Genomic DNA, 21,009 nt, shown 5'->3' on the forward strand with positions numbered 1-21,009 from the left:
ATCGCTGGGCGCCGGTGCGCTTACGTTCTTGATTGTCGGGCCGTGATTTATCCATGGTCGCGCCAGCGCCGACAACCTTGCTAAAACCCGCTCCCGACGTACGATGATAGCGGGGTCGTTCACAAAACCTGTCTGGATTGCGCACGCTTCAGATCAGCTCGGGCCGCCATCGGGCATGCCAGACATTGTGTCTGGCAGGCCAATAAGCTGGCGCATCGCCGTAAACCCGCTTCGTCGCGAGGACGCGCTTTTCCAGGGCGCTGCTAAGATCGGATTTTGCCGCGATATGCGGCGCGGGGCGGTACCCGCCGCGGATCTTCATCTACTCAAACGAGCACCGGGTGGCCCGATTTGCAAGACATGTGGGGCTTCGCTTGGGTCAATACCTTCCGTTCGTCCGGCACGGCATTGCGAACATGCTTGGGCGATGAAAAAGCTGCCAGTAGATTTTCGGGCTATTGCGGCGGATGGATTGCCAGGTGCGCTGCGAAATTCCCCCTGAGCAAGTTGCTGTCCCTGGCGCGCAATTCGGCAGGGACTTCCGGCTGGAGGTCCTTCGTCCCCGAGTTCCTGGGTGACATTTTCGTCGGCCCCGGGGGTCGCGTTGGCTGAGGAAACGGAGCCTCCGCCGGATCTTGCCTCAGCCCGCATCGCCGTATGCTGCCACAAATGCTCCCGCCCGCAGGATGAGGCGAAGCGCCCCGGTCCATATCTCGCCACTGGCACTGCCGCCCGGTGTCGGGCTGCCGTCTTTTTTCTTGTCGGAACGCCAATCAGCCGGCGAACAATTCCCTGTAGCCTGTCGTCACCATCCAGTTCGCCCGATCGAGATGGCTGCGGGCCGCATTGCGGGCCCGTTCCGGTTCGCGTTCGGAATCGATGCCGAGGATCAGCTGCGCCATTTCCTCGTAACTGGCACTGTCGGCGGCGGCGTCCAGGAACCGCATATAGGTCGTAAAATGCTCTTTGTCGTAGGCCGTGAGGCTATCCGACCAGGGAACTTCGTCTTGCATTTCGATGTCCAAGTGCTTTGTGCGAGTTCGGCTTCCGGGCGCGTCTTCCACGATCCCAAATGTGTTTTGCGCGGCTCACTATAACGAATAGGAACGATCGTTCCTAGAACGATAGTTCCGGTTCTGGTCCGTATATCGCCATGGACCTCAAAGAGGTGATGGCGATCAACATGCGTCGCGTGCGCCATCATCAGGACCTGACGCAGGAGGACTTGGCGGCTCTCGCGCAGCTCAGCATGCGTTATGTGGGCTCAATCGAGCGCGGCCGCGTCTCCGCGAGCGTAAGTGTCCTGGGTCGGCTCGCAAAAGCTCTTAATGTTGATCCTTGCGAATTGATCAAGCCGCCCCGGTGATCAAGCAATCCATATTCCCCGTCGGCATGACTCGTTTGACAACCCCTTGAACTGAGCGGCGGCTGCGCGCAGACGGCGCTCACCGGACGCTCGGGAAATCGAACCTGCTCGGCGATGCGATCGGCCTGATGGCCGCGCCAGCCGTTTTCCGGCGCGACAGCAAAAGAGCCAATATCATTGAGAGGTCGACAGCCAGGAATGATTGTGGCCGATTGTTTAATAGTCGCTTCGAAGTTCCGTAATCGTTAAACAATGATGTAACGAAAGTTTCACAAAACTAGCTTTTATTGTTAGTTATATCGTGCAAAGTGTTATAGATATGCTTCGATTTGGTTCCCGTGATGCTTTGGTGACCTGGAGGAAGATTGTAAGACATATTGGGTCGGCTACGTTATTGATCTCAAGTCGGCAACCGGATTCATAACTATGAGAGGAGATGTCACCATAACCGCGAACTCTAACAATGGAACTCGCCAAGCATCCACCGCATCGGCGTTGCGGACTCTGGTATGTTCGAATGAAATCGCTTTCCTTATGGAAGCCCACGACGCCCTGTCGGCGTCGGTCGCGGAGGCCGCCGGCTTTCGAGGTCTGTGGGCCTCAGGACTGTCGATCTCGTCCTGCCTGGGCTATCGCGATGCGAACGAAGCGTCGTGGACTGAGATCGTCGATGCTGTGCACAGAATCGTCGAGGCCACGCAAATACCTGTTCTTGTCGACGGCGACAGCGGATTCGGGAATTTCAACAACGCGCGTCTGTTCGCGCGCAAGCTGCACCAACGCGGGGCGGCCGGTGTCTGCGTCGAGGATAAGAGCTTCCCAAAAAAGAACTCGTTTGTTGCAGACCGGCACTCGCTCGCTGAGATCGGTGAGTTCTGCGGACGTCTGCAGGCTATTCGGGACCACGTGCCGGATCCGGAATTTGTTGTGGTCGCGCGGATCGAGGCACTCATCGCGGGGCATGGTCAGGATGAGGCGCTGACGCGGGCACATGCTTATGCTGACGCCGGTGCCGACGCGATCTTGATCCATTCGCGCAAACCAGACGCAGCGGAAATTCTCGCCTTTAGCCGCGCCTGGAGGAACCGTCTTCCGGTAGTGATCGTCCCGACGAAATATTACAGCGCGCCGGTCGCGCAATACAGAGCCGCACAAATCTCAACCGTGATTTGGGCGAACCATAATATGCGTGCTGCGATCTCGGCCATGCGCCAGGTTTGCGACCGCATCATCCGCGAAGAGAGCACCGCCGGGATCGAGCGCGACGTTGCGACGCTCGAAGACCTCTTTGATCTGCTGAAATATCAAGAGCTCTCCGCGGCCGAACAAAAATATCTGCCGCAAATAGCGAGCAGTACCCGATAAACGGGCCTGACTTCCCAAATCAAGGCAAGGAGGCGCCGATGCTTGCTCGACGCACAAGCTCGTTCGGTTCATCTGGAACCGCCGCGGCGCGGGCCGCCGCAAGACAGGCAGCCCACAGCCGCCAAGAGGTGATCGACCTGACCGCTGGCGAGATCTGGAGCGAGCTCGCTCCGACCATTCGCGAAGGCGCGATCAATGCTATCGACAAGGGCGTCAATCGTTACACCGATACGCTCGGCATGATGGAATTGCGCGAGGCGCTGGCGCGGAAGGTCTCCTTCGATACGGGCCAAACCTGGAAAGCCGACGAGATCGCGGCAACGACAGGCGCCAAGCAAGCGCTCTTCAACGCAACCATGGTGCTGCTGAATCCAGGTGATGAGGTGATTATCCCTTGTCCCTACTGGACGACGTTCTCGGCCCAGGTCGTAATTGCAGATGGCAAGCCGGTTTTCGTCGATACGCGTTCCAACGCCTACGTCCCGCGGATCCAGGACATCGCTGCGGCCTTGACCGAAAAGACCCGTGCGATCGTCGTCAATACGCCCGCCAACCCGTCGGGTGCGGTCTACGATTTTGATACGTTGACGGCGATCGCCCATCTGGCGATCAACCGCGACCTGTGGGTCATTTTCGATGAATGCTATGCCAACTTCGTCTACGGCCATCATGCCCATCACCCGATCGTCTCGGTTGTGCCCGAAGTCAGGTCTCGAACAATTATCGTCAACGGATTCAGCAAGTCGCTGGCCCTGACGGGCTGGCGGATCGGGTATCTGGCGGCTCCAAAGGAAGTTGTTGATGCCGTCAGGGCCTTGCAGTCCCATACCACCTCAAATCCCAATGTGATCGCCCAACATGCGGTGCTGGCGCACCTTGAGCGGGGAGACAGCCGCCATGAGAGCAAGCTAGGCTTGCAGCTGGCAAGTTCCAGACAGATCGGTCTCGGCATCCTCTCCTCATTGACGCGGATCCCCGTGCCTCGGGCGCAGGGCGGCATTTATTTCTATCTTGATCTTTCCAACTTGCGACCCGCATTCAAGAATGGTCAGGCGAGCGCCGATGACGTTGTGACCGCGCTCCTTGCCGACGCCGGCGTCGCAGCTGTATCGGGCACCGCCTTCGGCGATCCCCTCGGTCTCCGCCTGTCCTATGGAATTCCTCCCGAACAACTCGAAACCGGGCTAACCCGGCTGGTTGATGTCCTCAACAGCTGGAAATGACACCACGAAGAAAGGAGGATCGACATGCCTGTCGCCGCGCCCAAGAAAGCCGTCATTCTCGCCGCCGGAATGGGCTCACGTCTGCGCCCGCTGACCGATCTGCGGCCGAAGCCCCTGATCGAAGTCAACGGCACGTCGATCCTGCACAATGCGCTGCGAAACCTCGCAGCAATCGGCGTGGAAGAGGTCATAGTCGTCGTCGGCTACCGCAAAGACGCTATTCAATACGCATGCGGCAACCGCTTCCACGGCATCGAGATCACGTATGTGGAGTCAACGGTTTTCGACCGCACCGGCAGCGCCTATTCGCTTTGGCTAGCCCGCGATATGCTGCTTTCGGGGGATTGCTATCTTCTCGAAGGCGACGTCTTCTTTGAAGAGGATGCACTCCACTATCTTAACATAGCCGATGCCACCGACGTTGCCGCCGTTGTAACGTTCGACGCTACGATGCAAGGGTCGGCGGCGGTCATTTCGGCGAGCGGATTGATCTCGACTTTCCGCACAAAACAGACCGCGGCAGATCTTGCCGAAAGCGGGCCCAAGCTCTTCAAGACGATGAATCTACTGCGTTTGGCCGCGTCTACCCTTAGAGGCCTCATCGTTCCCGCGCTCGACGAGGTCATCGGCTCAGGTGCTACTCAGGCTCACATAGAGGAACTTCTTGCCTATCTCGTGGAAAGGCGCGGGCTCCAACTAGCCGCGGCCTGTTGCGATGGCGTGAAGTGGTGCGAGATCGACAGTGCCGAGGATCTGCACAGCGCGCACAGCATCTTTGCTGATGCCGCGCAGCCGCTCCACCCCGCCCGGGCGTAGCGCCTGCGATAATCAGCCAGGGAGGTATCGATGATCCGCCTGCTTGTCGATCCGGCAAATGCAATGACCGCCATGGGCCTCGCACTCTCCGCGATCGGCATCGATTTCTCGATCGCCGGGTTTCCGGAGATCGGCGTGGCAATCGTTTTGTGGGCGCTCTTGGCTGATCATTTCGACGGCGTCGTCGCGCGGCGAATGCGAGGCAGCCGTTCGGCGCAAACGGGAGAGGTCGGCAAGAATTTGGACTCACTCGCCGATCTCGTCAGCGCCGGAATTTTTCCAGCCGTGACCCTGATCGTCGTCGGGCACGGATCGCCACTGTGCGTTGTTTGCGGAGCCATTCTCGTCGTCGCCAGCGCCTTGCGGCTGAGTTTCTTCAACGTGGTCGGGTCTCCGACAGGGCGGTTCGTCGGAGTGCCGACCAGCTGGGTCATGCCGGTGACGGCGATTGTGTTCTTGCTTCGTCCCACTCTCCCCGAAAGTATTTTCGCGAAGCTGTTCGCATTCATCCTCATCCTGCTCGCCATTCTCCACGTCTCGCCGGTCCGTGTGCCTAAAACCGCGGGCTTCATGTATTTGGTCGTGACGGCGTTTTGCGTCGTTGCATCCGCGGCGCTCGCATTTCGGGGCGCGTCTTGAGGCCGGCGGGAAAGTGCCGCGAGCACGGCAGGCCGACGTACCCTTTGTGTCCGGGCGACCGTGCTCAGCCATTGCGGCAGGCCGACGTAGGGCCGAACAATTGATAGGCATGGCTCTGTCGTTCCCGAGGTCGCTCGCGGCTACGTTCGCAAACGACGACAGCCACGACTTCAAGCTTCTTGCCCCTTGTCGGCACCCACGAAAACCAGGGAGCGCCTCATGAGCCATCCGCGAACCAGCGCAATCGATCTTTCTACCGCGCTGCCGCCGTGCCCATCTTTTATGGGAGAGGCTTTGTCTCGATCCCTCGTCGAACTGGCCTCGCAATCGCAGCTCCACTGGCGGATCCGGAAAAATCGGCCCGGTGGAGAGGAACGGGATCGCGAGATCGGCTCCATATGGATAAAGCCGCGCGTCGGTGAGATCGTCCCCGCGGATCGCATCCTGGTGACCAACGGCACCCAAAACGCGCTCGTCGTCATACTGCGGCACTTGTGCAAACCGGGTGACGTCATTGTGGCCGAAAAGCTGGCTTATCTCCTGATACGTCCGATAGCCTTGTCGCTCGGCCTTATCGTAATCGGTGTCGAAATGGACGCGGAAGGGGTCGAGCCGGCCGCGCTCGAGGCTGTATGTCGGCGAGCCAGTCCCAAACTTCTCTACTGCACCCCGACAGTCCAGAATCCCACCACGGCAGTCATGTCAGCAAGTCGGCGAGCCGAAATTGTCCGCGTGGCACGAGCGCACAACGTTGCGATCATAGAAGACGATGTGCTCGGCCGTCTCCATCCGGAAGCACCACCATCACTATACGCCCACGCCCCGGATACCACCTGGTACATTATGAGCGTTTCCAAGTGCTTCGCGATGGGCCTTAGATTGGCCTATCTGGCGATGCCCGAGGGCCTCGCGGCGGCAGATGTATTCAGGCCGCATCTAAGGTCGTCGTCGATGTTTGCCAACTCTTTGTCCTGCGAGCTCGTTGCGCACTGGGTCGAAGGGGGCAACGCTGGGCAAATCGTCGACACCGCGCGTGTCGAAGTCACGGCAAGGCAACAATTGGCCCTGCAGCATCTTGGCCCATCCGGCGCCAAAACCGTGCCGGGGGCTTTGCACTTGTGGATAGAACTGCCTCAAAATGCGGGCTGTGACGCAGTCGTCGAAGCCGCTCTGGCGGCTGGCGTCCAGATTAGATCCGCCAGGGTTTTCTCGGTGGACGATCAGCCACCTCCCAACGCGATCCGCGTGGCAATTACTGGTCCCCAGGATCACGCGCAGCTTCATGCCGGTTTGTCGATCGTTGCGGAAATCCTTTCCGCCCATCTCTCACACGACCCACCATGAAGACGTTAAACAGTGCATCCATCAAGACAAGGAATACGGGAAATGAGCACAACAGACCGTCGAATAATGACCACGGCGCCTGCGGATCTGTTTGCGGGAGCCGCTTACTATTTTGCGCGCTACCAAGCAGACTATCCGGCCGCGATGTTCGATTTCTTGGCACAAAATTACCTTTCTGGCCGGGAGCCGGCCGTCTTGCTCGATCTTGGCTGTGGAACGGGCCAGATCAGTGTTCCGCTTGCTCGATTTGCCGATGAAGTCATCGCCGTCGACCCCGATCAAGGTATGGTCGATGAGGCACGCCAATACGCCGCCAGGTCCGGCGCTCGGAACGTCTCCTTCGTGATCGGAAAATCCGAGGAGCTTGGCTTGGACATCGGCCCGTTTTCACTGGTCACGATAGCGGGCGCGTTCCATTGGATGGATCGGGAGCGGGTCGTGAAGTACCTTGAGAAGGTGGCGGCGCACGACTGTGCTATCGCTGTCATTTCCAGGCACCGTTCGAACTGTTCACCCGATGATTGGTGGTTGGAACAACTCGCCTATACCGAGGCTTTCTGGGGCGGTTTCTTTCCGGCGGGCAGCGAAGGTATCCGACCTGCCTTGAAGGTCGCGAATGATGTCATCCTTGCCCGTTCCGCCTTCAGCGACATTCAGGACAAAAGCTTTCCTTACGAACATCGTTGGGATCTGGATTCGCTCGTCGGCTATATCTTGTCCACATCCAAGGCTTGCCCTGGGGTGCTCGGCGACCGACGGCCGGCATTCGAGGATGGCTTGCGGTCCCGACTCTCGGCGATGTCGCCCACCGGGACGTTCATCGAGCGCGGCGTCGCTTCTTTGCTCTTGGCAGCGCGGCCATAACGAGCAGTGTCTCGCCCGTATGGGGCGCGGATCATCTCAGCCTCGTTCAGCATGTCGCGCCGAGGCTTGGCGGGACATGCTGAACGGCCAACATTATGCAGAAACCGCTTCCAGTTTATATGGCGACTGCTTCAAACGACCATGGAACTCACGAGCGCCATAGCTCAACATATGGTTCGCATGATCATAAACGAGCCGAACGCCCTTATCGACGAAGGACCCCACGTCGCTATGGTTGACGAGCGTGCCGCAGATCTTGCCTGCGTCCACTATCGTTTTGATCGCACGATCGACGACTTCGGCAACGGCTTGCGGCTTGTTGCCTTGCTGCCATTCGTAGGTGATGGGCTGAGCGCCGATCGTGAGGGCCAGGTCCCCAGGGGCAACCAGATAGGCATCGACGCCTTCGACGGCCATGATTTGCGGCAAGTTGTTGACTGCCTCGATGGTCTCGATCATCAGGATAAGCAACCGGTCCTGGTGATCGAATGGCGCGGAGAACCTGAACCGGTCCACGATGCTCTGCGCTACTTTCGCGTCCGACACCAGCGGGATCATTAGACCATCGACGCCGCATTCGAGATACTTGGTCACCATCCATGGCGAGGGATCTTCCGGCCGCAGGATCGAAACGATTCCGGACAGACTCGAAGCGCGCGCCATCTCTTCCACCCGTTCCGGACCGGCCGAACCGTGCTCACAGTCGATGAGGACGGCATCGAACCCGCATTCAGCCAGTTTTTCCACTAGGCTGGGGGAGGGATGACTGGAGTGTACCAGGGTGCCGATGTCCCCGGAGCGGAGTTTTTCTTTTAGCGCGCGAGAGGCTGACAAGTCACGCTTTAGGAATGATGCCATTTGATAACACCTTTGATTGAGGAGTGGTTGGGGTCAGGGTCGGTCAATGCAACGGCAGCAGATCGGAGACGTCACGTCCCATCTGCTCCAGTGCTTGCTCGGGTGCGACTTTCAGCAAAACCACCGACGCCAAGTGGTTCTTTATCACGGTGGTGATCTTGACTGAGTTCTCGCCCGGGAACGCTTCCCATGGTCCCATCACCGACAACGCCGGGATCAGCGCCTGGAGGTTGGGACGCGATGCATAATATTCCCGGAGCGCTTCGGTGCTCAGCGCGAGATCGTTGGCCGGGAGATAAGCCGTGCGCGTCGCCACGATTGTCTGCCCCGCGACACCTGAAGCGAACTTCATGAACTCCCATGCCTTTTGTCGCTGCTCCGGATCCTTGGAGAACATGATGCTGATGGGTCCGGCGGCGGGCAGGTGACCGGCTTCATTGGCAACCGGGAACGGCCGCATCGCAACTTGAAACTGTCCTTCGGCGCGTTTGGCGATAGCCGCGTAACTGCTGCTTGAAGTGCACAGGATGCCGATCTGACCCGCGGAAAATGCCTGTCGCGCCTGATCGCGTGACATGTCCGCTCGCGCTTGTCCGCATGCGCCGAAATCCCGCAAAATTCCAAGAGCGGCGAGCCCTTCGGGCCCGACAAATCCGACGTTGCGTTCGTCATCGGCCAAGATGCGGCCGCCAAACCCATTCAAGAGGCAATGGAACGTCCAGTTGCCTCCGTTGTCGTACTCCATAAACGCGCCCACGACCTGGCCTTTGCCCATGGCATCGAGTTTGCGGCCCAGCGCCGTGATTGCTTCCCAGGAGCCCGGCGGCTCGCTGACGCCAATTTGTTTCAAGAGGTCGAGGTTATAGAGGATCACCGGCATCGAGACCGCAAAGCCAAGGCCGTGCATGCTTGCTCCAAAGCGGCCGATCCGTGTCACGGCCGGTGAGAAACTTTGGCCCCAACCGGCTTCGTTGCGCTGGTAATCATCCAGGCTTTGCGCAAGCTTTCTGTCGGCGAATACACGAAGACAGTTCGGGCTGATGAACAGGACGTCCGGCAGTTCCCCAACCATTGCCGAGCGCAGCACGGTGGTGATGGCGGTCTCATCCTCTCGAATCGAGGTGTCTATGTTCAACGCAACATCATGTCCCGCCTGATAGGCAGCTCCCAGCGCGGAATACATGTCGGCGAATATGGAGGGGAGCGCGACTACGCGCAGCGCATCCGGGGGCGCCGCGCGCGCGAGAGACCCCGTGGTAAGGAAGATGGATGATGAACCGGCGAGAAAATGGCGCCGCGTGATTTCGAACATTGGTTGATCCTCATTGTATTTGTGAGCTGCGTTCATTTCACCGACCCACCAGTCATTCCCTCCACGAACCACTTCTGCGCGGCCAGGAATGCGATGAGCAAAGGGGCGACGACCAGTGTCGATGCGGCCATCAATGGGCCGTAGTCATTCCCGGCCTCTTCGTTCTTGAAAGCCATGATCCCGAGCGGCGCAGGCATCAGGTTGCCGTCGCGCACCGCAATCAGCGGCCAGAAAAGATCGTTCCAGTGAGCGACAACCGAGAAGATGGAAAACGCGATGACGGCAGGCAGCGCCATCGGCACCATGATTTTCCAGACGATGGCAAGTTCGCACAGGCCATCAAGCCGAGCCGCGTGGACAATGTCGTTCGGGATCTTCTTGAAGAATTGGCGGAAGAGAAAAATACCGAACGGTGAGACGACGTATGGAATAACCAGGGCCAAGTACGTGTTCAGGATGTCGAGCTTGTAGCAGAGGATGAACAAGGGAAGGGACAGCACCTGGTGCGGCAGAAGCAGCCCGACGAGAACCATGGCGAAAATGAAATCGCGACCCCAGAACTTGAGCTTGGCCAGAGCGTAAGCCGCCGGCGCGCACACGAGAATTTGTGCTGCCAGGATCAGAGCGCAGACAAGGAGGCCGTTGCCCATGTACCGCGGCAGAGGCACCGAAGTGATCGCCTTGGCGTAATTGTCGACACCATAAAATTGTGCAGGAAGGACCGAGAAGGTCGCCCGAAAGATCTCACCAGGCGATTTGAGCGACAGGCTGACCATCCAAACGAAGGGCACGAGAATGAATGCGGACGTGAGGACCAGCACGCCGTGGCGCAGGATGGCTGCCGCAGGAGAAAGGCGGGTCGCGCTCATTGATAGTGTACCCGTTTGTCCATGCTACGCGCCTGGAGCAGGGTCAGCGCCACGACGATTGCGAGAAAGACGATGGCGACCGCGGCGCCATAGCCCGCGCGCAAGTATTCAAAACTTTCCCGGTAGATCGTGTAGAGCAGCATTTCCGAGGAGTGGCCCGGGCCGCCTTGGGTCAGGATCTGGATCGTGTCGAAGGTTTCGAAAGCTCTAAGCGCCACAACGATGACGACGAACATGGACACCGGTCCAAGCATTGGAAGGGTGACGGTTCGCAGGCGATCGAGCCACTGATCGGCCCCGTCAACATCAGCGGCGTCGTATAAATCGAGCGGGATCGACTTCAGCCCCGCCATGAAGAGCACCATGGCGTAACCGAGATTCTGCCAGATGCCGATAACGGCGAGAACAGGCAGGGCCGTCGTTTCGTCGCGCAGCCAGTTGGCGACAGGTAAACCAAGGGCCGCGAGGCTGTGGTTGACCAGGCCGATGGTGGGATGGAGCAAGGCCTCCCACGAGATCGCCATTGCAGTTGCCGTGGCCATGAAGGGCAAGAAATGAACTGCTCGATAAAGAGCGCGGCACGAATGGCTGCTCTCTATGAGCAGCGCGATCAAAAGTCCCGCAAGGACGGTTCCCGGAACAACCATCGCTACGTAGACGACAGTATTGATCAGCGACGCTCGAAAACCCTCGTCAAAGATGACTTCGCGGAAGTTTGCCAGGCCGACGAAGGAAAGCGAGCTGGCGCCGAACTGCCAGTCGCTAAACGCTATGACAAAGACGCCGATAACCGGCAGGAAGAACAGAACGACGAGAAAGATGAGAGCGGGCGCAATCAGTGCCCAACCCCACATTGCCTCATGCAACCAGTGTCTTCGTGGCAGCGAGACGCGCGACGATAGCTTCCCCGCGACCCCTTCCGCAGGCTGGGCAAGCCGACTGACAGCATTTAGGCTTGCGCTCATCAGGCCCATTCCCTGACTGGCGTGGACGAGTGGGCGCTCGAGACGTCTCGCGCACGAACCCGACGACCGTCGCGATTGAAGACCAGCAGCTGGTCCGATCTGACCGAGACATGCAGCATCTGCCCGGCGACAATATGCGGTGCGCGCTCGGCGGAAAGCCTGGCTATCAACGGTTGCTGGAGGCCGGACGGGTCGAAATAAACGAACAAATCGGAGCCCATATGCTCGACCATGCGTACCGAGCCGCTGATCACGCCCGGGCCGGAATGTTCAGCAAACTGGAAAGCCTCTGGGCGGATGCCGACAGTGAATCTGGACCCCGGCGCTATCTCGCAAGCAACCGAAAGGGCGGAGCCTGCAAGATCGACCAAGCCAGGTTCGCGCATTGTTGCGTCCACCATGTTGATCTTTGGCGATCCGAGGAACTCAGCCACGCGTATGTCGTTCGGGTCGGCATAGATCTCCTGCGGCGGGGCAACTTGCAACATCTCGCCGTCACGCATCACAACGACACGATCGGACAGCGTCATCGCTTCCGCCTGGTCGTGCGTCACATAGACAAATGTCACCCCAAGACGCCTGTGCAGGTCCTTGATCTCAGCACGCATTTGGACCCTCAGCTTGGCGTCGAGATTGCTAAGCGGCTCGTCCATCAAAAACACGGCAGGATGGCGCACCATGGCGCGACCGACCGCCACCCGCTGACGTTGTCCGCCGGACAGTTGTCCCGGTTTGCGATTGAGCAGATGCGCAATTCCCAGCGCTTCGGCGGTGCGAGAAACCTCCATCTCGATCCCGCTTGTCACCGGCCCGGAGCCTGGTAGCCATCGGCCGATGAGCGGCAGGCGCTGCGCACGGCTCAGTCGTCGCATTCGCAACGGCAGGGCAATGTTCGCGGCGACACTCATATGCGGGTAAAGCGCATAGGATTGGAACACCATCGCCACGTCGCGACGCTTCGGGCGTACTCCATCCACCACACGACCGCCAATCTCGATGCTGCCTGTGTCCTGGACCTCGAGCCCGGCCAGTATGCGCAACAATGTCGATTTTCCGCATCCCGACGGGCCGAGCAGGGTCAGGAACTCGCCATCCGCAATCGAGAGTGAAACGTCATGCAGCACCCTTGTGGCCCCGAACGACTTGCGGATATTTGTTATGGTAATCCCAGTCACGCCGCGGACTCCTCATTCCTCACGGAAGCGACGACACGGCCAACTGACCTCGTCGACGCGCACCGCTGATGGCAAAGGACGCAGCGCTCCAGCGGTCTGATAGACCAGCTGTCAAACGTGCCCAACGCAAGACGATTGGGTAACCTGCGCCAGATTTGACGGCGATATGCAATGCGAGCTGTCGGCTCACATTGCGCAAAGCAATAAGTAAGAAAGCCGAGACTATTGAGTGGAAATGTCATGCACCCATCCTGGGGCCGGAACTGATGGCTACGCGGTACCGCCGGGACACGACAGTCCGGTGACAAATATCGAATAATGTGATGGATGGTCCCAGTTTGGAGATGAATTGCCGTAAGGGATCAGCCCTCCAACTATTTTTCCGGAGCTACCGATGACGAGCGAAGACGAAGCAGTGCCTTTGAACGCAATCCGCGCTTTCGTAACGATCGTGCGCGAGGGAAGCCTGACGCGGGCAGCCAACGCATTAGGGACGACGCAGAGCTCAGTCAGCCGCTACCTAGCCGTTCTGGAAGGATATCTCGGGACAGACTTGATGGAACGGCGGGGCAGGCGAAGCGAACTGACCGAGTTTGGAAGATTATTCGCCAACACTGTCTCGGAGCCGCTCGATACAGTGTGCTTCACCGCTCAAAGGATGCGGCGGCGGACGCGGCCGAGCGCGAATCGGATTGTCGTGCGCACATCACTTTCGACTTTTGCCTATTCATTCTTGATCCCAAATCTTCAGGCATTCTCCACCGAAATGGGCGGCGTGATGGTTGACGTGATCAGTTCGCTTTCGCTGCCGACATCGACTGACGATTTCGACATCTTGATTACACGCGACCTTTCGGTCGTCGAACCTGCCGATCATTGGGAAATCTACAACGAGCAGCTCGTGTGTGTGGGCTCTCCAAATCACATAGCGGGCAAAAGTCTTTCGGTCGTTCGCTCGATGCCGATAATCAACGTCACATCTCGTCCCGACATACTCCCCACCTGGCTGAGAGGGATGAATCTGACATCAAGGGATATCAAGTCGGGTGCGCGATACGATCACAATTACCTTGCGCTGCCTGCCGTCATGACAGGAAAAAGCCTTCTTGTAGCGCCCGAGATCATCGTCAGTGACCTGGTGCGCACTGGCGCTTTGAATGTGGTGCCGGGATCGCTTACGCCAAGCGGTATGCAATACCGGGCCTATGCGGTCGATCGCTCTGACAATCCCGAACTCGCTCGCGCCTTTTGCCGGTGGTTGGCTCGACTATGTAAGAAGGCGGCGATTTCGGAGGCTCGTTAATATCGCATTCGGCTATGGAAAGGTCTCAAAAATCGATCAATCCGTTTGATTGCCAACGACGTCGCTGAATACAGGTGGCAGTAATTCGATCATTCGTCGATTCCAGAGGCGCGCAAGATGCTGCAAACTGGTCAAAGCCCCAAGCACATCTGCGGAGCCTCCACGCTGACGAGCAGGGCATCGCTGCGAGCCCATATCTGCGCCGGCCGTCTGGCCCACGTCATGGCGGCGCACAGTCCCTTGTCGGCAATCCTGGCCGAGGAGGCAGGCTTCGATGGCATCTGGGCCTCCGGTTTCGAACTTTCCGCTCTTTATGGACTGCCCGATGCAAGCCTTGTCTCCATGACGCGGCACCTCGACATGGTCCGTTCGATGGCCGAGCAATCATCGCTGCCGATCATAGCTGATATCGACACCGGCTTCGGCAACGCCATCAACGTGATCTACGCCATCGAGCAATACGAGCGTGCGGGCGCCGCCGCGGTGGTCATTGAAGACAAGGCTTTTCCAAAGGTGACGAGCCTCCTGGCAGATGGTCGCCAGGAACTCATCCGGACCGAGGAATTCGCGGGAAAGATTCGGGCGGCCGTTGCCACGCGCGCAGACGCGGACTTCCTCGTCATTGCGCGCACCGAAGCGCTGATCGCCGGACTGGGTGAAGCCGAGGCCCTGAAGCGGGCCAGGGCGTATGAAGAAGCTGGCGCGGACATGATCTTGATCCACTCCAAGCGCAAGACGCCCGACGAGGTGGAAAGTTTTGTACGAGCATGGCGCGGCGAAGTTCCGATAGTCATCGTGCCGACGGCCTATCCGGAAATGAACGAGTCGCGCATCCGCGCGCTCGGCAAGATTGCGATGGTGATCTATGGCAATCATGCCATTCGGGCAGCGGTCACCGCCATGAAGGACGTCTTTGCCCGCATCCGCGCCGACGGCGGTATTCACCGCATCGACCCCGAAATCGTGCCCGTGGAGGAAATCTTCCGACTGCAGAAAATGGACGCCGTCAAAGCGAACGAGGATAGGTTTCTGTGGTGACGTCACCAGGGCTACTTTCCGGACCATCGAAAATAGGTCTGAGGATGACCTCCTGATGCAGCCAAGTTCGTCCGCTTCTGCATCTTCGGTGTCGGGTTCGCGGTGCCGAGCTCATTTCGGTTTTCAGTTCGCAATGCGGGCACTGGACTTCAGGCCCCCGCGTGTCTCTCGCGGCAACGGATTTTTCGATGCTATGGCTTGCGGCCGAGTCTTTCCATCCATGGAGCTCAGGCTGCTGCATGGTTCGGCGCCACCACCGTGCGAGCAGGCGCCGCTTGGCCAGCTACTTTTCGCGCGAGGTATGCCTCGCAAGGTGCCTTATGGCAAATGATGTAATGGAGGTTTCGCCGAATTGGAAATTTTCGAAAGGCTTGAAGCGTTGATCGATGCGCCGGGCGCGGAAACGGTCAATGAGGCACGCTCAATGCTGCGTCAGTTCGAGTCGGTCGTGACTGCCGACGCGATCCACCAATTCTTGCTGGATCTGATGACCTTGGTGTTTGTGGTGGACGCTGCTCCTCAAAATTATCACGCGCCGGTGCGCAAGCTCGTCCAGGTCCGGCTGGCAATGCTCAAGATGCTTGGCGAAGCCTCGGCGTGAGCACCGGCCAAGCAAGCCTGTCGCGTGGCGCAAGCACTATCAGCCGGATGGCGAAACGGCTGAAAATCTGTCGCGGCTGCACGTTGAATGGCGCGTGCCGCGGATCCGGTGTCATCGCCTGTCGGTTCGAATTGGATGCTGAAGAGACTCGAATCGGCATTCTCCCATCGTTGGAATGCCAGCCGGAAGGTGACGGACTGGCCATCGCGTAACGCTCCGTGCCGGCGAACGTGGCCATGTCACCTTGGCAAGCTGCCCGCCGGCTTCCGCGACTCCGAATGCCACGCGGCGGAAGGGTCTGGGGACGACTAGGCATGCAATTTGTCTTCGAGACCTTCCTGGAGCAGCTTTCGGAAAGCGTCGATGAGACGGATTTCCGCGACGCGATGGCGCGTGCTGCCGCGGCATTCGATCTCGTCAAATTCGCCTATCTGTGCCTGCCGCCACGGGCGCCGGGAAAGCCAAGGCTGATCTCGAACTATCCGCCACGCTGGACCGCTCATTACCTGAGCAACCATTATCACGCCATCGATCCGGTGATCGCGCGGGCGCAGGGCGGCCAATGCCCGTTTCTGTGGGGGCTTCACTACAGCCGAACCGGGCTGTCGGATTTCGAGCAGAAGCTCTTCGACGAAGCGGCCGCGTTCGGCATCCGCTGCGGTTTCACCATCCCGATCCTAGACAAGCGGGGCAACGTCGCCGCCATGAGCTTTGCCGCCGACGGGCTCAATCCGGCCCTCCTGCGGGTGACCGAGCGCTACCAAGAGGCATTTCGCTTCATGGCGACCTGCTTTCATATCTGCGTCCGCCGCAAGCTCTCGGCCGATCGGGTGGTCAATGGCGTGCAACTGACGCCGCGCGAATATGAATGCCTGGAATGGGCCGCGCAGGGCAAATCCGCACGCGACATCGCCTCGATTGTTGGCATCAGGCGCCGCACCGCCGCCTTTCACCTGGAGAACGCCAGGAAGAAGCTTGGGCTGCGCACCCGCATGCAGGCCGTGGCGCAATTCTCAGCCGCCAGATCGGGTCTCGGCTGACCAGGCACCTGTACCGCTGTACAGGCTGCTTCGGCCTCACGCCTGGCCTCCAATGGCAGGGTCAATCCTGCCAGGAGGCCGATAATCATGCTGCAGCTTATTGCTCCCGAATGGTACGGCGACTTCGCCGACGAGCTCCACGAAATGCACCGTCTGCGCCACCGTGTCTTCAAGGAGCGGCTGGACTGGGACGTCGACACCAGCGGCGGCTACGAGATCGATCGCTTCGACGCGCTGAAACCCCACTATCTGCTGCTGCGCGGCTCAATTGGCAGCGTCGACGGCTGCGTCCGCCTGCTTGCCTCGACCGGGCCGACCATGCTTGGCGATATCTTTCCGGCCCTACTGGACGGACAGCCGGCGCCGCAGGATCCAAGAATCTGGGAAAGCAGTCGTTTCGCGCTCGACCTGCCGCCGTCGGCCGCCAAGGGGGCAGGCGGCATCGCTGGCGGCACCTACGCGCTCTTCGCAGGCATGATCGAGTTCGGCCTGTGGCGAGGTCTGAGCCGCATCGTCACCGTCACCGACCTGCGCATGGAGCGCATCCTGCGCCGGGCCGATTGGCCGCTCGAGCGGCTCTGCGAGCCGCGCGCGATCGGCCCCACCCGAGCCCTGGCCGGCTACCTCGAGGTCTCAAGCGAGCGCCTCGATGCCGTTCGCCGCAATGGCGGTCTTGCCGGTCCGGTGCTGTGGGCGCCGGTCAATCCACGAGGCCGCATGCTGGCTTCGCTTCGTGCTTCGGGCGGAGATACCTGATGAGCCTGCCAGAACCTGAAGCCGACCGGCCGGACTGGCGCGATGAGCGGTCCTATGACTACACCCTTGAGCTGATGCGGCGCGGCTGGGCCTGGGAATTCCTGCGGCGCAATCCGGCCTTCCGGCATGATCTGTCCCACGCATTGGAACGGGCCAGGTCTGTCGATCAGCGGCCGTCGCTCGACGTCATTTTATCCTCCGCCGACCTGTCGCGCTGGGGGCTTTTGTTTCGCGTCCTCGATGCACCGTGACGCAGCCACGTTCTGGTGTCCGCGCCGATGCCCTCAGGTCTTGCCGGTCGTCGCCGAACGGGTGTCCTCCTCGCCGGCGATGCCGGCGTTCGAACCGGCGAGTCTGCCTTGCCGTGCGAGTGTGCTCAGGCTGGTTGACGGCACCCAGCATCTTCTGCTGCACAGCGCCGGCCGGCAGCTTCAGCTCGCCGTTTCGGGGCCGAGTATCCTCGGCCCCGTTCGGCTGCGCGCCGATGCGGTCTGGCCGGCCGGTGAGTGGCGGCAACGCCTCTGGGCGCTCAAATGCCTCAATAGTCTGGTTGCAGGGGGACGCTTGCCGAAAAGACTGTTTGCGCCGGAAGCGCGCGGTCGTCGCCTGCGCTTTGTCCTGCGGGCTCTTGACGGCTCAGTTGCGGGCGCCTCGTACCGAGACATCGCCGAAGCGCTGATTGGTCAGACGCGTGTGCGGGCCGACTGGACGGATCCTCGCGACCATCTGCGCGATCGCATCCGACGTGCCGTGACACGGGCTCGCGTGCTCATGAATGGCGGCTATCTCGACTTTCTTTCCTGACGTGTCTCGCGCCGTATAAATGCGTCAGCTGGTGAACAGCTCCCTGTAGCCCGTCGTCACCATCCAGTTCGCCCGGTCGAGATGGCTGCGGGCCGCATTGCGGGCGCGTTCTGGTTCGCGCTCCGGATCGATGCCGAGGATCAGATCGGCCATCTCCTCGTAGCTGGCGTCATCGGCGGCGGCATCCAGCATGCGCATATAGATGGTGAAGTGCTCCTTGTCGTAAGCCGTGAGGCTGTCCGACCATGGCGCTTCATCCGCTACCGGCACGGTCGAGTGAGGCTGCAACATCGCTGGTTCCATCTCCAAGAGCGGTCTCGCAAAACCCGTCCGCGAGTGGATTGAGATGCTTGGTGTGGAATACATATTATAGTTGATAAACTCAAGGAGCCTGATCCGCTGACTTCTGACGCATGGACATGCGTCAGTTGGTCGGTCGGAATGTGATAAGGATCAGGCTGAAGAAAGGTCTGACGCAGGAACAGCTCGCCGAAGTTTCTGGCTTCAGCCAGCAGTATATCAGCGGTCTGGAGAAGGGCCGCCGCAATCCGACGATCGTCACCATCTATGAACTGGCATTGGCGCTTGGCGTCAGCCACATGGATCTGGTTCGTCCCGACAAATAGTCGATCTTGGCGTGCAAATTGCTGGGCACCTGCGCGCCTGAAGGCGCGCATCGGGTGCTCGTGAACCGAGCCCGCTTGTCTTCGCGTCGCTCAGGCGGTCTCGACCATTCGGCTTCGCCCCCTGGCGCGGGCAGCCCTTGCGGGCTGTGCCGGTCGCCGCCCCTGGGCGGCGTTGTTTTTTGATTTGGCCTTCCCGGCGGCGCGGTGTGGGCGGCTCTCCCTTCTAGGCCCGCCGCGGCGGCCCGCAACCCTTCGCTCGCGCTCCGGGTCCTCCACTTGCGTTCCGGTCCTTCGGATGCAGGCCACCTCTGACGGCGGGCCTTTCCGGTCGTTTTCGCCGCCCACCCCGCTTTGCGGGGAAGAGCGCGGCGAGATTGGCGAGCGGAGATTTAATTATGCGCAAGACCTGCAAACATAGCGCTAGCGGAGAAGTTGGCGGCAAGAGGAGCGAGCCGCTTAAGGCCAGCCTTTATTCCGAGATCACAGACCGCATCATCGCCGATCTGGAGCGGGGTTGCGTGCCTTGGGTGAAGCCTTGGGGCAGCGCCAAGGCCAGCCTTGGCCTGCCGAAGAATGCCGCCACGGGGCGCGGCTATTCCGGCATCAACATCCTGATCCTGTGGGGCGCGGTCATCGAAAACGGCTATGCCGGCCAGAACTGGCTCACCTTCCGGCAGGCGCTTTCCCTCGGCGGCAATGTCCGCAAGGGCGAGCACGGCACGACCATCGTGCATGCCGATCGGTTCATCCCGAAAAACGAGAAGGAACGCGCCAAGGCGGAAGATACCGAGCCGCAGGCGGTGCCTTTTCTCAAGCGCTTCACCGTCTTCAATGTCGCGCAGTGCGAGGGCCTGCCCGACGCGCTTTACAGCCAGCCCGAGCCGCTGCCCGAACGCCAGATCATCCCGCATGCCGAGGCGCTTGTTCGCAAAACCGGTGCCGATATCCGCATCGGCGGCGACCGCGCCTTTTACATGCCGTCTGCTGATTTTGTTCAACTGCCGCCGCAACCGGCGTTCTTCGAGCAGATCAACTATTACCGAACCTGCTTCCACGAGCTTGGCCATTGGACCGGGCACCCAACGCGGCTTGCGCGTGACCTCTCCGGCTCGTTCGGCACCAAGGCTTATGCCCGCGAGGAACTGGTGGCAGAGATCACGGCTGCCTTTACCTGCTCGAGCCTCGGCATCGAGCCGACCGTGCGTCACGCCGACTATATCGCCTCATGGCTCGAGGTGCTGCGCGAGGACAACCGCGCCATTTTCCGCGCTGCCAGCCTTGCCTCGAAAGCCGCCGATTTCCTGCTGGCCTTGCAGACGGATGCCGAAACCAAGATGCGCGAAGGGATCGCGGCATGAGCGCTTCCGATTCCGTTGCGCTGCAGAGCGAGCCGACGCCGCAACGCGAGCAGATGCTCGTTCCCGATGTCCGCCCGGCCGACCTTCCTTCGCCCGCCGAAGCGGGCTTCGCGAAGGCGGGTCACCGCCCGCGACCGGTTTGACCTTTTGATGGACGCGCTGATGCGCCCGCGCGCGGCGCAGGAAGACGCTCGATTTCGACCTCTTCGATGAAGCCAAACGAAACCAGCTCGACCTGTTCTGACCCAGTTCGAGCTGTTCTGACAAGGAAGCTTTGCCATGATCCTGATCACCGACGAATTGCGCGCCCGCCTTTGCGCCAATGGTGCCGCCGAAATCGAAACCGACCATGTTCCGGTCGTCAAACTGTTCAATCCGGTCGGCGCCGCGACTTGGCTTCTGAGCGAACTCGACGCCGACGGCGACACGCTGTTCGGGCTTTGCGATCTCGGCTTCGGCTTCCCGGAACTCGGCAGCGTCAGCCTCGCCGAACTGCAAGCCTTCAAGGGACCGCTTGGCCTCGGCATCGAGCGCGATCTTTGTTTTCGTGCGCGGTTTCCGCTCTCGGTCTACGGAGAAGCCGCCCGGATTGCCGGCCACATTACCGAGGCCGAGCGGCTTTTGCGGCAGGCCGCCGCCGCTCTGGAAATTCCCACTCCCGAGCTTCCGCCAGACCGGGCGGAATGA

Annotated in this window: 25 protein-coding genes; 18 read left to right on the plus strand and 7 right to left on the minus strand. The window is 60.1% G+C overall.

Annotation, left to right across the window (positions count from 1 at the left end; genetic code table 11):
* Nucleotides 1-773 precede the first annotated feature (773 nt).
* Nucleotides 774-1,013, minus strand: a complete 240-nt coding sequence (locus RFN30_RS27810) for a DNA -binding domain-containing protein (RefSeq protein ID WP_320265316.1) — start codon at nt 1,011-1,013, stop codon at nt 774-776.
* Nucleotides 1,014-1,153: 140 nt separating this feature from the next.
* On the opposite strand from RFN30_RS27810, the gene RFN30_RS27815 reads away from it, so the two are divergent.
* The 7 genes from RFN30_RS27815 to RFN30_RS27845 all read left to right on the plus strand — a co-directional run bounded on the left by RFN30_RS27815 (nt 1,154) and on the right by RFN30_RS27845 (nt 7,617).
* On the plus strand, nt 1,154-1,366 hold the full coding sequence (locus RFN30_RS27815; RefSeq protein ID WP_320217193.1) for a helix-turn-helix domain-containing protein: 213 nt from the start codon (nt 1,154-1,156) through the stop codon (nt 1,364-1,366).
* A 426-nt stretch (nt 1,367-1,792) separates the two neighbouring features.
* Entirely contained in the window at nt 1,793-2,731 is a 939-nt protein-coding gene (aepX, locus tag RFN30_RS27820; RefSeq protein ID WP_320265266.1) for a phosphoenolpyruvate mutase, read from the plus strand.
* A gap of 38 nt (nt 2,732-2,769) precedes the next feature.
* Nucleotides 2,770-3,954 (plus strand): aminotransferase class I/II-fold pyridoxal phosphate-dependent enzyme, encoded by a 1,185-nt coding sequence (locus tag RFN30_RS27825; protein WP_320265267.1) that lies wholly within the window; start codon nt 2,770-2,772, stop codon nt 3,952-3,954.
* 24 nt (nt 3,955-3,978) lie between these two features.
* The gene (locus RFN30_RS27830; RefSeq protein ID WP_320265268.1) at nt 3,979-4,770 is read left to right on the plus strand and encodes a phosphocholine cytidylyltransferase family protein; all 792 of its coding nucleotides are present in this window, start codon (nt 3,979-3,981) and stop codon (nt 4,768-4,770) included.
* Between the two features lie 30 nt (nt 4,771-4,800).
* The gene (locus RFN30_RS27835) at nt 4,801-5,409 is read left to right on the plus strand and encodes a CDP-alcohol phosphatidyltransferase family protein (protein ID WP_320265269.1); all 609 of its coding nucleotides are present in this window, start codon (nt 4,801-4,803) and stop codon (nt 5,407-5,409) included.
* Nucleotides 5,410-5,628: 219 nt separating this feature from the next.
* Nucleotides 5,629-6,753: an aminotransferase-like domain-containing protein gene (locus RFN30_RS27840; protein WP_320265270.1), complete on the plus strand. Its 1,125-nt coding sequence runs from the start codon at nt 5,629-5,631 to the stop codon at nt 6,751-6,753.
* Nucleotides 6,754-6,795: 42 nt separating this feature from the next.
* Nucleotides 6,796-7,617, plus strand: a complete 822-nt coding sequence (locus RFN30_RS27845; protein WP_320265271.1) for a class I SAM-dependent methyltransferase — start codon at nt 6,796-6,798, stop codon at nt 7,615-7,617.
* 93 nt (nt 7,618-7,710) lie between these two features.
* Here RFN30_RS27845 and RFN30_RS27850 read toward each other — a convergent pair whose 3' ends face one another.
* The 5 genes from RFN30_RS27850 to RFN30_RS27870 all read right to left on the minus strand — a co-directional run bounded on the left by RFN30_RS27850 (nt 7,711) and on the right by RFN30_RS27870 (nt 12,796).
* Entirely contained in the window at nt 7,711-8,475 is a 765-nt protein-coding gene (locus RFN30_RS27850) for an HpcH/HpaI aldolase family protein (protein ID WP_320265272.1), read from the minus strand.
* Nucleotides 8,476-8,518: 43 nt separating this feature from the next.
* The gene (locus RFN30_RS27855; protein WP_320265273.1) at nt 8,519-9,787 is read right to left on the minus strand and encodes an extracellular solute-binding protein; all 1,269 of its coding nucleotides are present in this window, start codon (nt 9,785-9,787) and stop codon (nt 8,519-8,521) included.
* Nucleotides 9,788-9,819: 32 nt separating this feature from the next.
* Nucleotides 9,820-10,656 (minus strand): carbohydrate ABC transporter permease, encoded by an 837-nt coding sequence (locus RFN30_RS27860; RefSeq protein WP_320265274.1) that lies wholly within the window; start codon nt 10,654-10,656, stop codon nt 9,820-9,822.
* Nucleotides 10,653-11,510: a carbohydrate ABC transporter permease gene (locus RFN30_RS27865; protein ID WP_320265317.1), complete on the minus strand. Its 858-nt coding sequence runs from the start codon at nt 11,508-11,510 to the stop codon at nt 10,653-10,655. Before RFN30_RS27865 ends, RFN30_RS27860 begins: the two co-directional genes overlap by 4 nt.
* A 110-nt stretch (nt 11,511-11,620) precedes the next feature.
* Nucleotides 11,621-12,796 carry an ABC transporter ATP-binding protein gene (locus RFN30_RS27870; protein WP_320265275.1) on the minus strand — a complete coding sequence of 392 codons (1,176 nt, stop codon included), beginning with the start codon at nt 12,794-12,796 and terminating at the stop codon, nt 11,621-11,623.
* 394 nt (nt 12,797-13,190) lie between these two features.
* On the opposite strand from RFN30_RS27870, the gene RFN30_RS27875 reads away from it, so the two are divergent.
* From RFN30_RS27875 to RFN30_RS27905, 7 genes are all read left to right on the plus strand, one after another.
* Nucleotides 13,191-14,099 (plus strand): LysR family transcriptional regulator, encoded by a 909-nt coding sequence (locus tag RFN30_RS27875; RefSeq protein ID WP_320265276.1) that lies wholly within the window; start codon nt 13,191-13,193, stop codon nt 14,097-14,099.
* Nucleotides 14,100-14,216: 117 nt separating this feature from the next.
* Nucleotides 14,217-15,137 carry a phosphonopyruvate hydrolase gene (locus RFN30_RS27880; RefSeq protein WP_320265277.1) on the plus strand — a complete coding sequence of 307 codons (921 nt, stop codon included), beginning with the start codon at nt 14,217-14,219 and terminating at the stop codon, nt 15,135-15,137.
* A gap of 352 nt (nt 15,138-15,489) precedes the next feature.
* Entirely contained in the window at nt 15,490-15,738 is a 249-nt protein-coding gene (locus tag RFN30_RS27885; RefSeq protein WP_320265278.1) for a hypothetical protein, read from the plus strand.
* A 314-nt stretch (nt 15,739-16,052) separates the two neighbouring features.
* Nucleotides 16,053-16,778: a helix-turn-helix transcriptional regulator gene (locus RFN30_RS27890; RefSeq protein WP_320265279.1), complete on the plus strand. Its 726-nt coding sequence runs from the start codon at nt 16,053-16,055 to the stop codon at nt 16,776-16,778.
* An 87-nt stretch (nt 16,779-16,865) separates the two neighbouring features.
* Nucleotides 16,866-17,534 carry an acyl-homoserine-lactone synthase gene (locus RFN30_RS27895; protein ID WP_320265280.1) on the plus strand — a complete coding sequence of 223 codons (669 nt, stop codon included), beginning with the start codon at nt 16,866-16,868 and terminating at the stop codon, nt 17,532-17,534.
* Nucleotides 17,534-17,785, plus strand: coding sequence for a transcriptional regulator domain-containing protein (locus RFN30_RS27900; protein ID WP_320265281.1), 252 nt, complete (start codon nt 17,534-17,536; stop codon nt 17,783-17,785). The genes RFN30_RS27895 and RFN30_RS27900 overlap by 1 nt, the downstream gene beginning before the upstream one ends.
* A 40-nt stretch (nt 17,786-17,825) precedes the next feature.
* Nucleotides 17,826-18,338 carry a DUF2285 domain-containing protein gene (locus RFN30_RS27905; protein ID WP_320265282.1) on the plus strand — a complete coding sequence of 171 codons (513 nt, stop codon included), beginning with the start codon at nt 17,826-17,828 and terminating at the stop codon, nt 18,336-18,338.
* A 24-nt stretch (nt 18,339-18,362) separates the two neighbouring features.
* Here the strand turns inward: RFN30_RS27905 and RFN30_RS27910 are convergent, their stop codons facing one another.
* Nucleotides 18,363-18,629, minus strand: a complete 267-nt coding sequence (locus RFN30_RS27910) for a DNA -binding domain-containing protein (protein ID WP_320265283.1) — start codon at nt 18,627-18,629, stop codon at nt 18,363-18,365.
* A 122-nt stretch (nt 18,630-18,751) separates the two neighbouring features.
* On the opposite strand from RFN30_RS27910, the gene RFN30_RS27915 reads away from it, so the two are divergent.
* From RFN30_RS27915 to RFN30_RS27930, 4 genes are all read left to right on the plus strand, one after another.
* Nucleotides 18,752-18,964 (plus strand): helix-turn-helix transcriptional regulator, encoded by a 213-nt coding sequence (locus RFN30_RS27915; protein ID WP_320222794.1) that lies wholly within the window; start codon nt 18,752-18,754, stop codon nt 18,962-18,964.
* 395 nt (nt 18,965-19,359) lie between these two features.
* Nucleotides 19,360-20,322 (plus strand): ArdC family protein, encoded by a 963-nt coding sequence (locus RFN30_RS27920; protein ID WP_320265284.1) that lies wholly within the window; start codon nt 19,360-19,362, stop codon nt 20,320-20,322.
* Nucleotides 20,319-20,465, plus strand: coding sequence for a hypothetical protein (locus tag RFN30_RS27925; RefSeq protein WP_320265285.1), 147 nt, complete (start codon nt 20,319-20,321; stop codon nt 20,463-20,465). Before RFN30_RS27920 ends, RFN30_RS27925 begins: the two co-directional genes overlap by 4 nt.
* Nucleotides 20,466-20,601: 136 nt before the next feature.
* A complete protein-coding gene (locus RFN30_RS27930) occupies nt 20,602-21,009 on the plus strand; it encodes a DUF2958 domain-containing protein (protein WP_320265286.1) in 408 nt (135 codons plus the stop codon).

The sequence above is a fragment of the Mesorhizobium dulcispinae genome, from assembly GCF_033977345.1.
Lineage (GTDB): Bacteria > Pseudomonadota > Alphaproteobacteria > Rhizobiales > Rhizobiaceae > Mesorhizobium > Mesorhizobium dulcispinae.

What these genes read in the sequence shown, in the direction of transcription:
- RFN30_RS27810 (WP_320265316.1), bottom strand. Translation starts at nt 1,013, where the DNA reads ATGCAAGACGAAGTTCCCTGGTCGGATAGCCTCACGGCCTACGACAAA.
- RFN30_RS27815 (WP_320217193.1), top strand. Translation starts at nt 1,154, where the DNA reads ATGGACCTCAAAGAGGTGATGGCGATCAACATGCGTCGCGTGCGCCAT.
- aepX (WP_320265266.1), top strand. Translation starts at nt 1,793, where the DNA reads ATGAGAGGAGATGTCACCATAACCGCGAACTCTAACAATGGAACTCGC.
- RFN30_RS27825 (WP_320265267.1), top strand. Translation starts at nt 2,770, where the DNA reads ATGCTTGCTCGACGCACAAGCTCGTTCGGTTCATCTGGAACCGCCGCG.
- RFN30_RS27830 (WP_320265268.1), top strand. Translation starts at nt 3,979, where the DNA reads ATGCCTGTCGCCGCGCCCAAGAAAGCCGTCATTCTCGCCGCCGGAATG.
- RFN30_RS27835 (WP_320265269.1), top strand. Translation starts at nt 4,801, where the DNA reads ATGATCCGCCTGCTTGTCGATCCGGCAAATGCAATGACCGCCATGGGC.
- RFN30_RS27840 (WP_320265270.1), top strand. Translation starts at nt 5,629, where the DNA reads ATGAGCCATCCGCGAACCAGCGCAATCGATCTTTCTACCGCGCTGCCG.
- RFN30_RS27845 (WP_320265271.1), top strand. Translation starts at nt 6,796, where the DNA reads ATGAGCACAACAGACCGTCGAATAATGACCACGGCGCCTGCGGATCTG.
- RFN30_RS27850 (WP_320265272.1), bottom strand. Translation starts at nt 8,475, where the DNA reads ATGGCATCATTCCTAAAGCGTGACTTGTCAGCCTCTCGCGCGCTAAAA.
- RFN30_RS27855 (WP_320265273.1), bottom strand. Translation starts at nt 9,787, where the DNA reads ATGTTCGAAATCACGCGGCGCCATTTTCTCGCCGGTTCATCATCCATC.
- RFN30_RS27860 (WP_320265274.1), bottom strand. Translation starts at nt 10,656, where the DNA reads ATGAGCGCGACCCGCCTTTCTCCTGCGGCAGCCATCCTGCGCCACGGC.
- RFN30_RS27865 (WP_320265317.1), bottom strand. Translation starts at nt 11,510, where the DNA reads ATGTGGGGTTGGGCACTGATTGCGCCCGCTCTCATCTTTCTCGTCGTT.
- RFN30_RS27875 (WP_320265276.1), top strand. Translation starts at nt 13,191, where the DNA reads ATGACGAGCGAAGACGAAGCAGTGCCTTTGAACGCAATCCGCGCTTTC.
- RFN30_RS27880 (WP_320265277.1), top strand. Translation starts at nt 14,217, where the DNA reads ATGCTGCAAACTGGTCAAAGCCCCAAGCACATCTGCGGAGCCTCCACG.
- RFN30_RS27890 (WP_320265279.1), top strand. Translation starts at nt 16,053, where the DNA reads ATGCAATTTGTCTTCGAGACCTTCCTGGAGCAGCTTTCGGAAAGCGTC.
- RFN30_RS27895 (WP_320265280.1), top strand. Translation starts at nt 16,866, where the DNA reads ATGCTGCAGCTTATTGCTCCCGAATGGTACGGCGACTTCGCCGACGAG.
- RFN30_RS27900 (WP_320265281.1), top strand. Translation starts at nt 17,534, where the DNA reads ATGAGCCTGCCAGAACCTGAAGCCGACCGGCCGGACTGGCGCGATGAG.
- RFN30_RS27910 (WP_320265283.1), bottom strand. Translation starts at nt 18,629, where the DNA reads ATGTTGCAGCCTCACTCGACCGTGCCGGTAGCGGATGAAGCGCCATGG.
- RFN30_RS27915 (WP_320222794.1), top strand. Translation starts at nt 18,752, where the DNA reads ATGGACATGCGTCAGTTGGTCGGTCGGAATGTGATAAGGATCAGGCTG.
- RFN30_RS27920 (WP_320265284.1), top strand. Translation starts at nt 19,360, where the DNA reads ATGCGCAAGACCTGCAAACATAGCGCTAGCGGAGAAGTTGGCGGCAAG.
- RFN30_RS27925 (WP_320265285.1), top strand. Translation starts at nt 20,319, where the DNA reads ATGAGCGCTTCCGATTCCGTTGCGCTGCAGAGCGAGCCGACGCCGCAA.
- RFN30_RS27930 (WP_320265286.1), top strand. Translation starts at nt 20,602, where the DNA reads ATGATCCTGATCACCGACGAATTGCGCGCCCGCCTTTGCGCCAATGGT.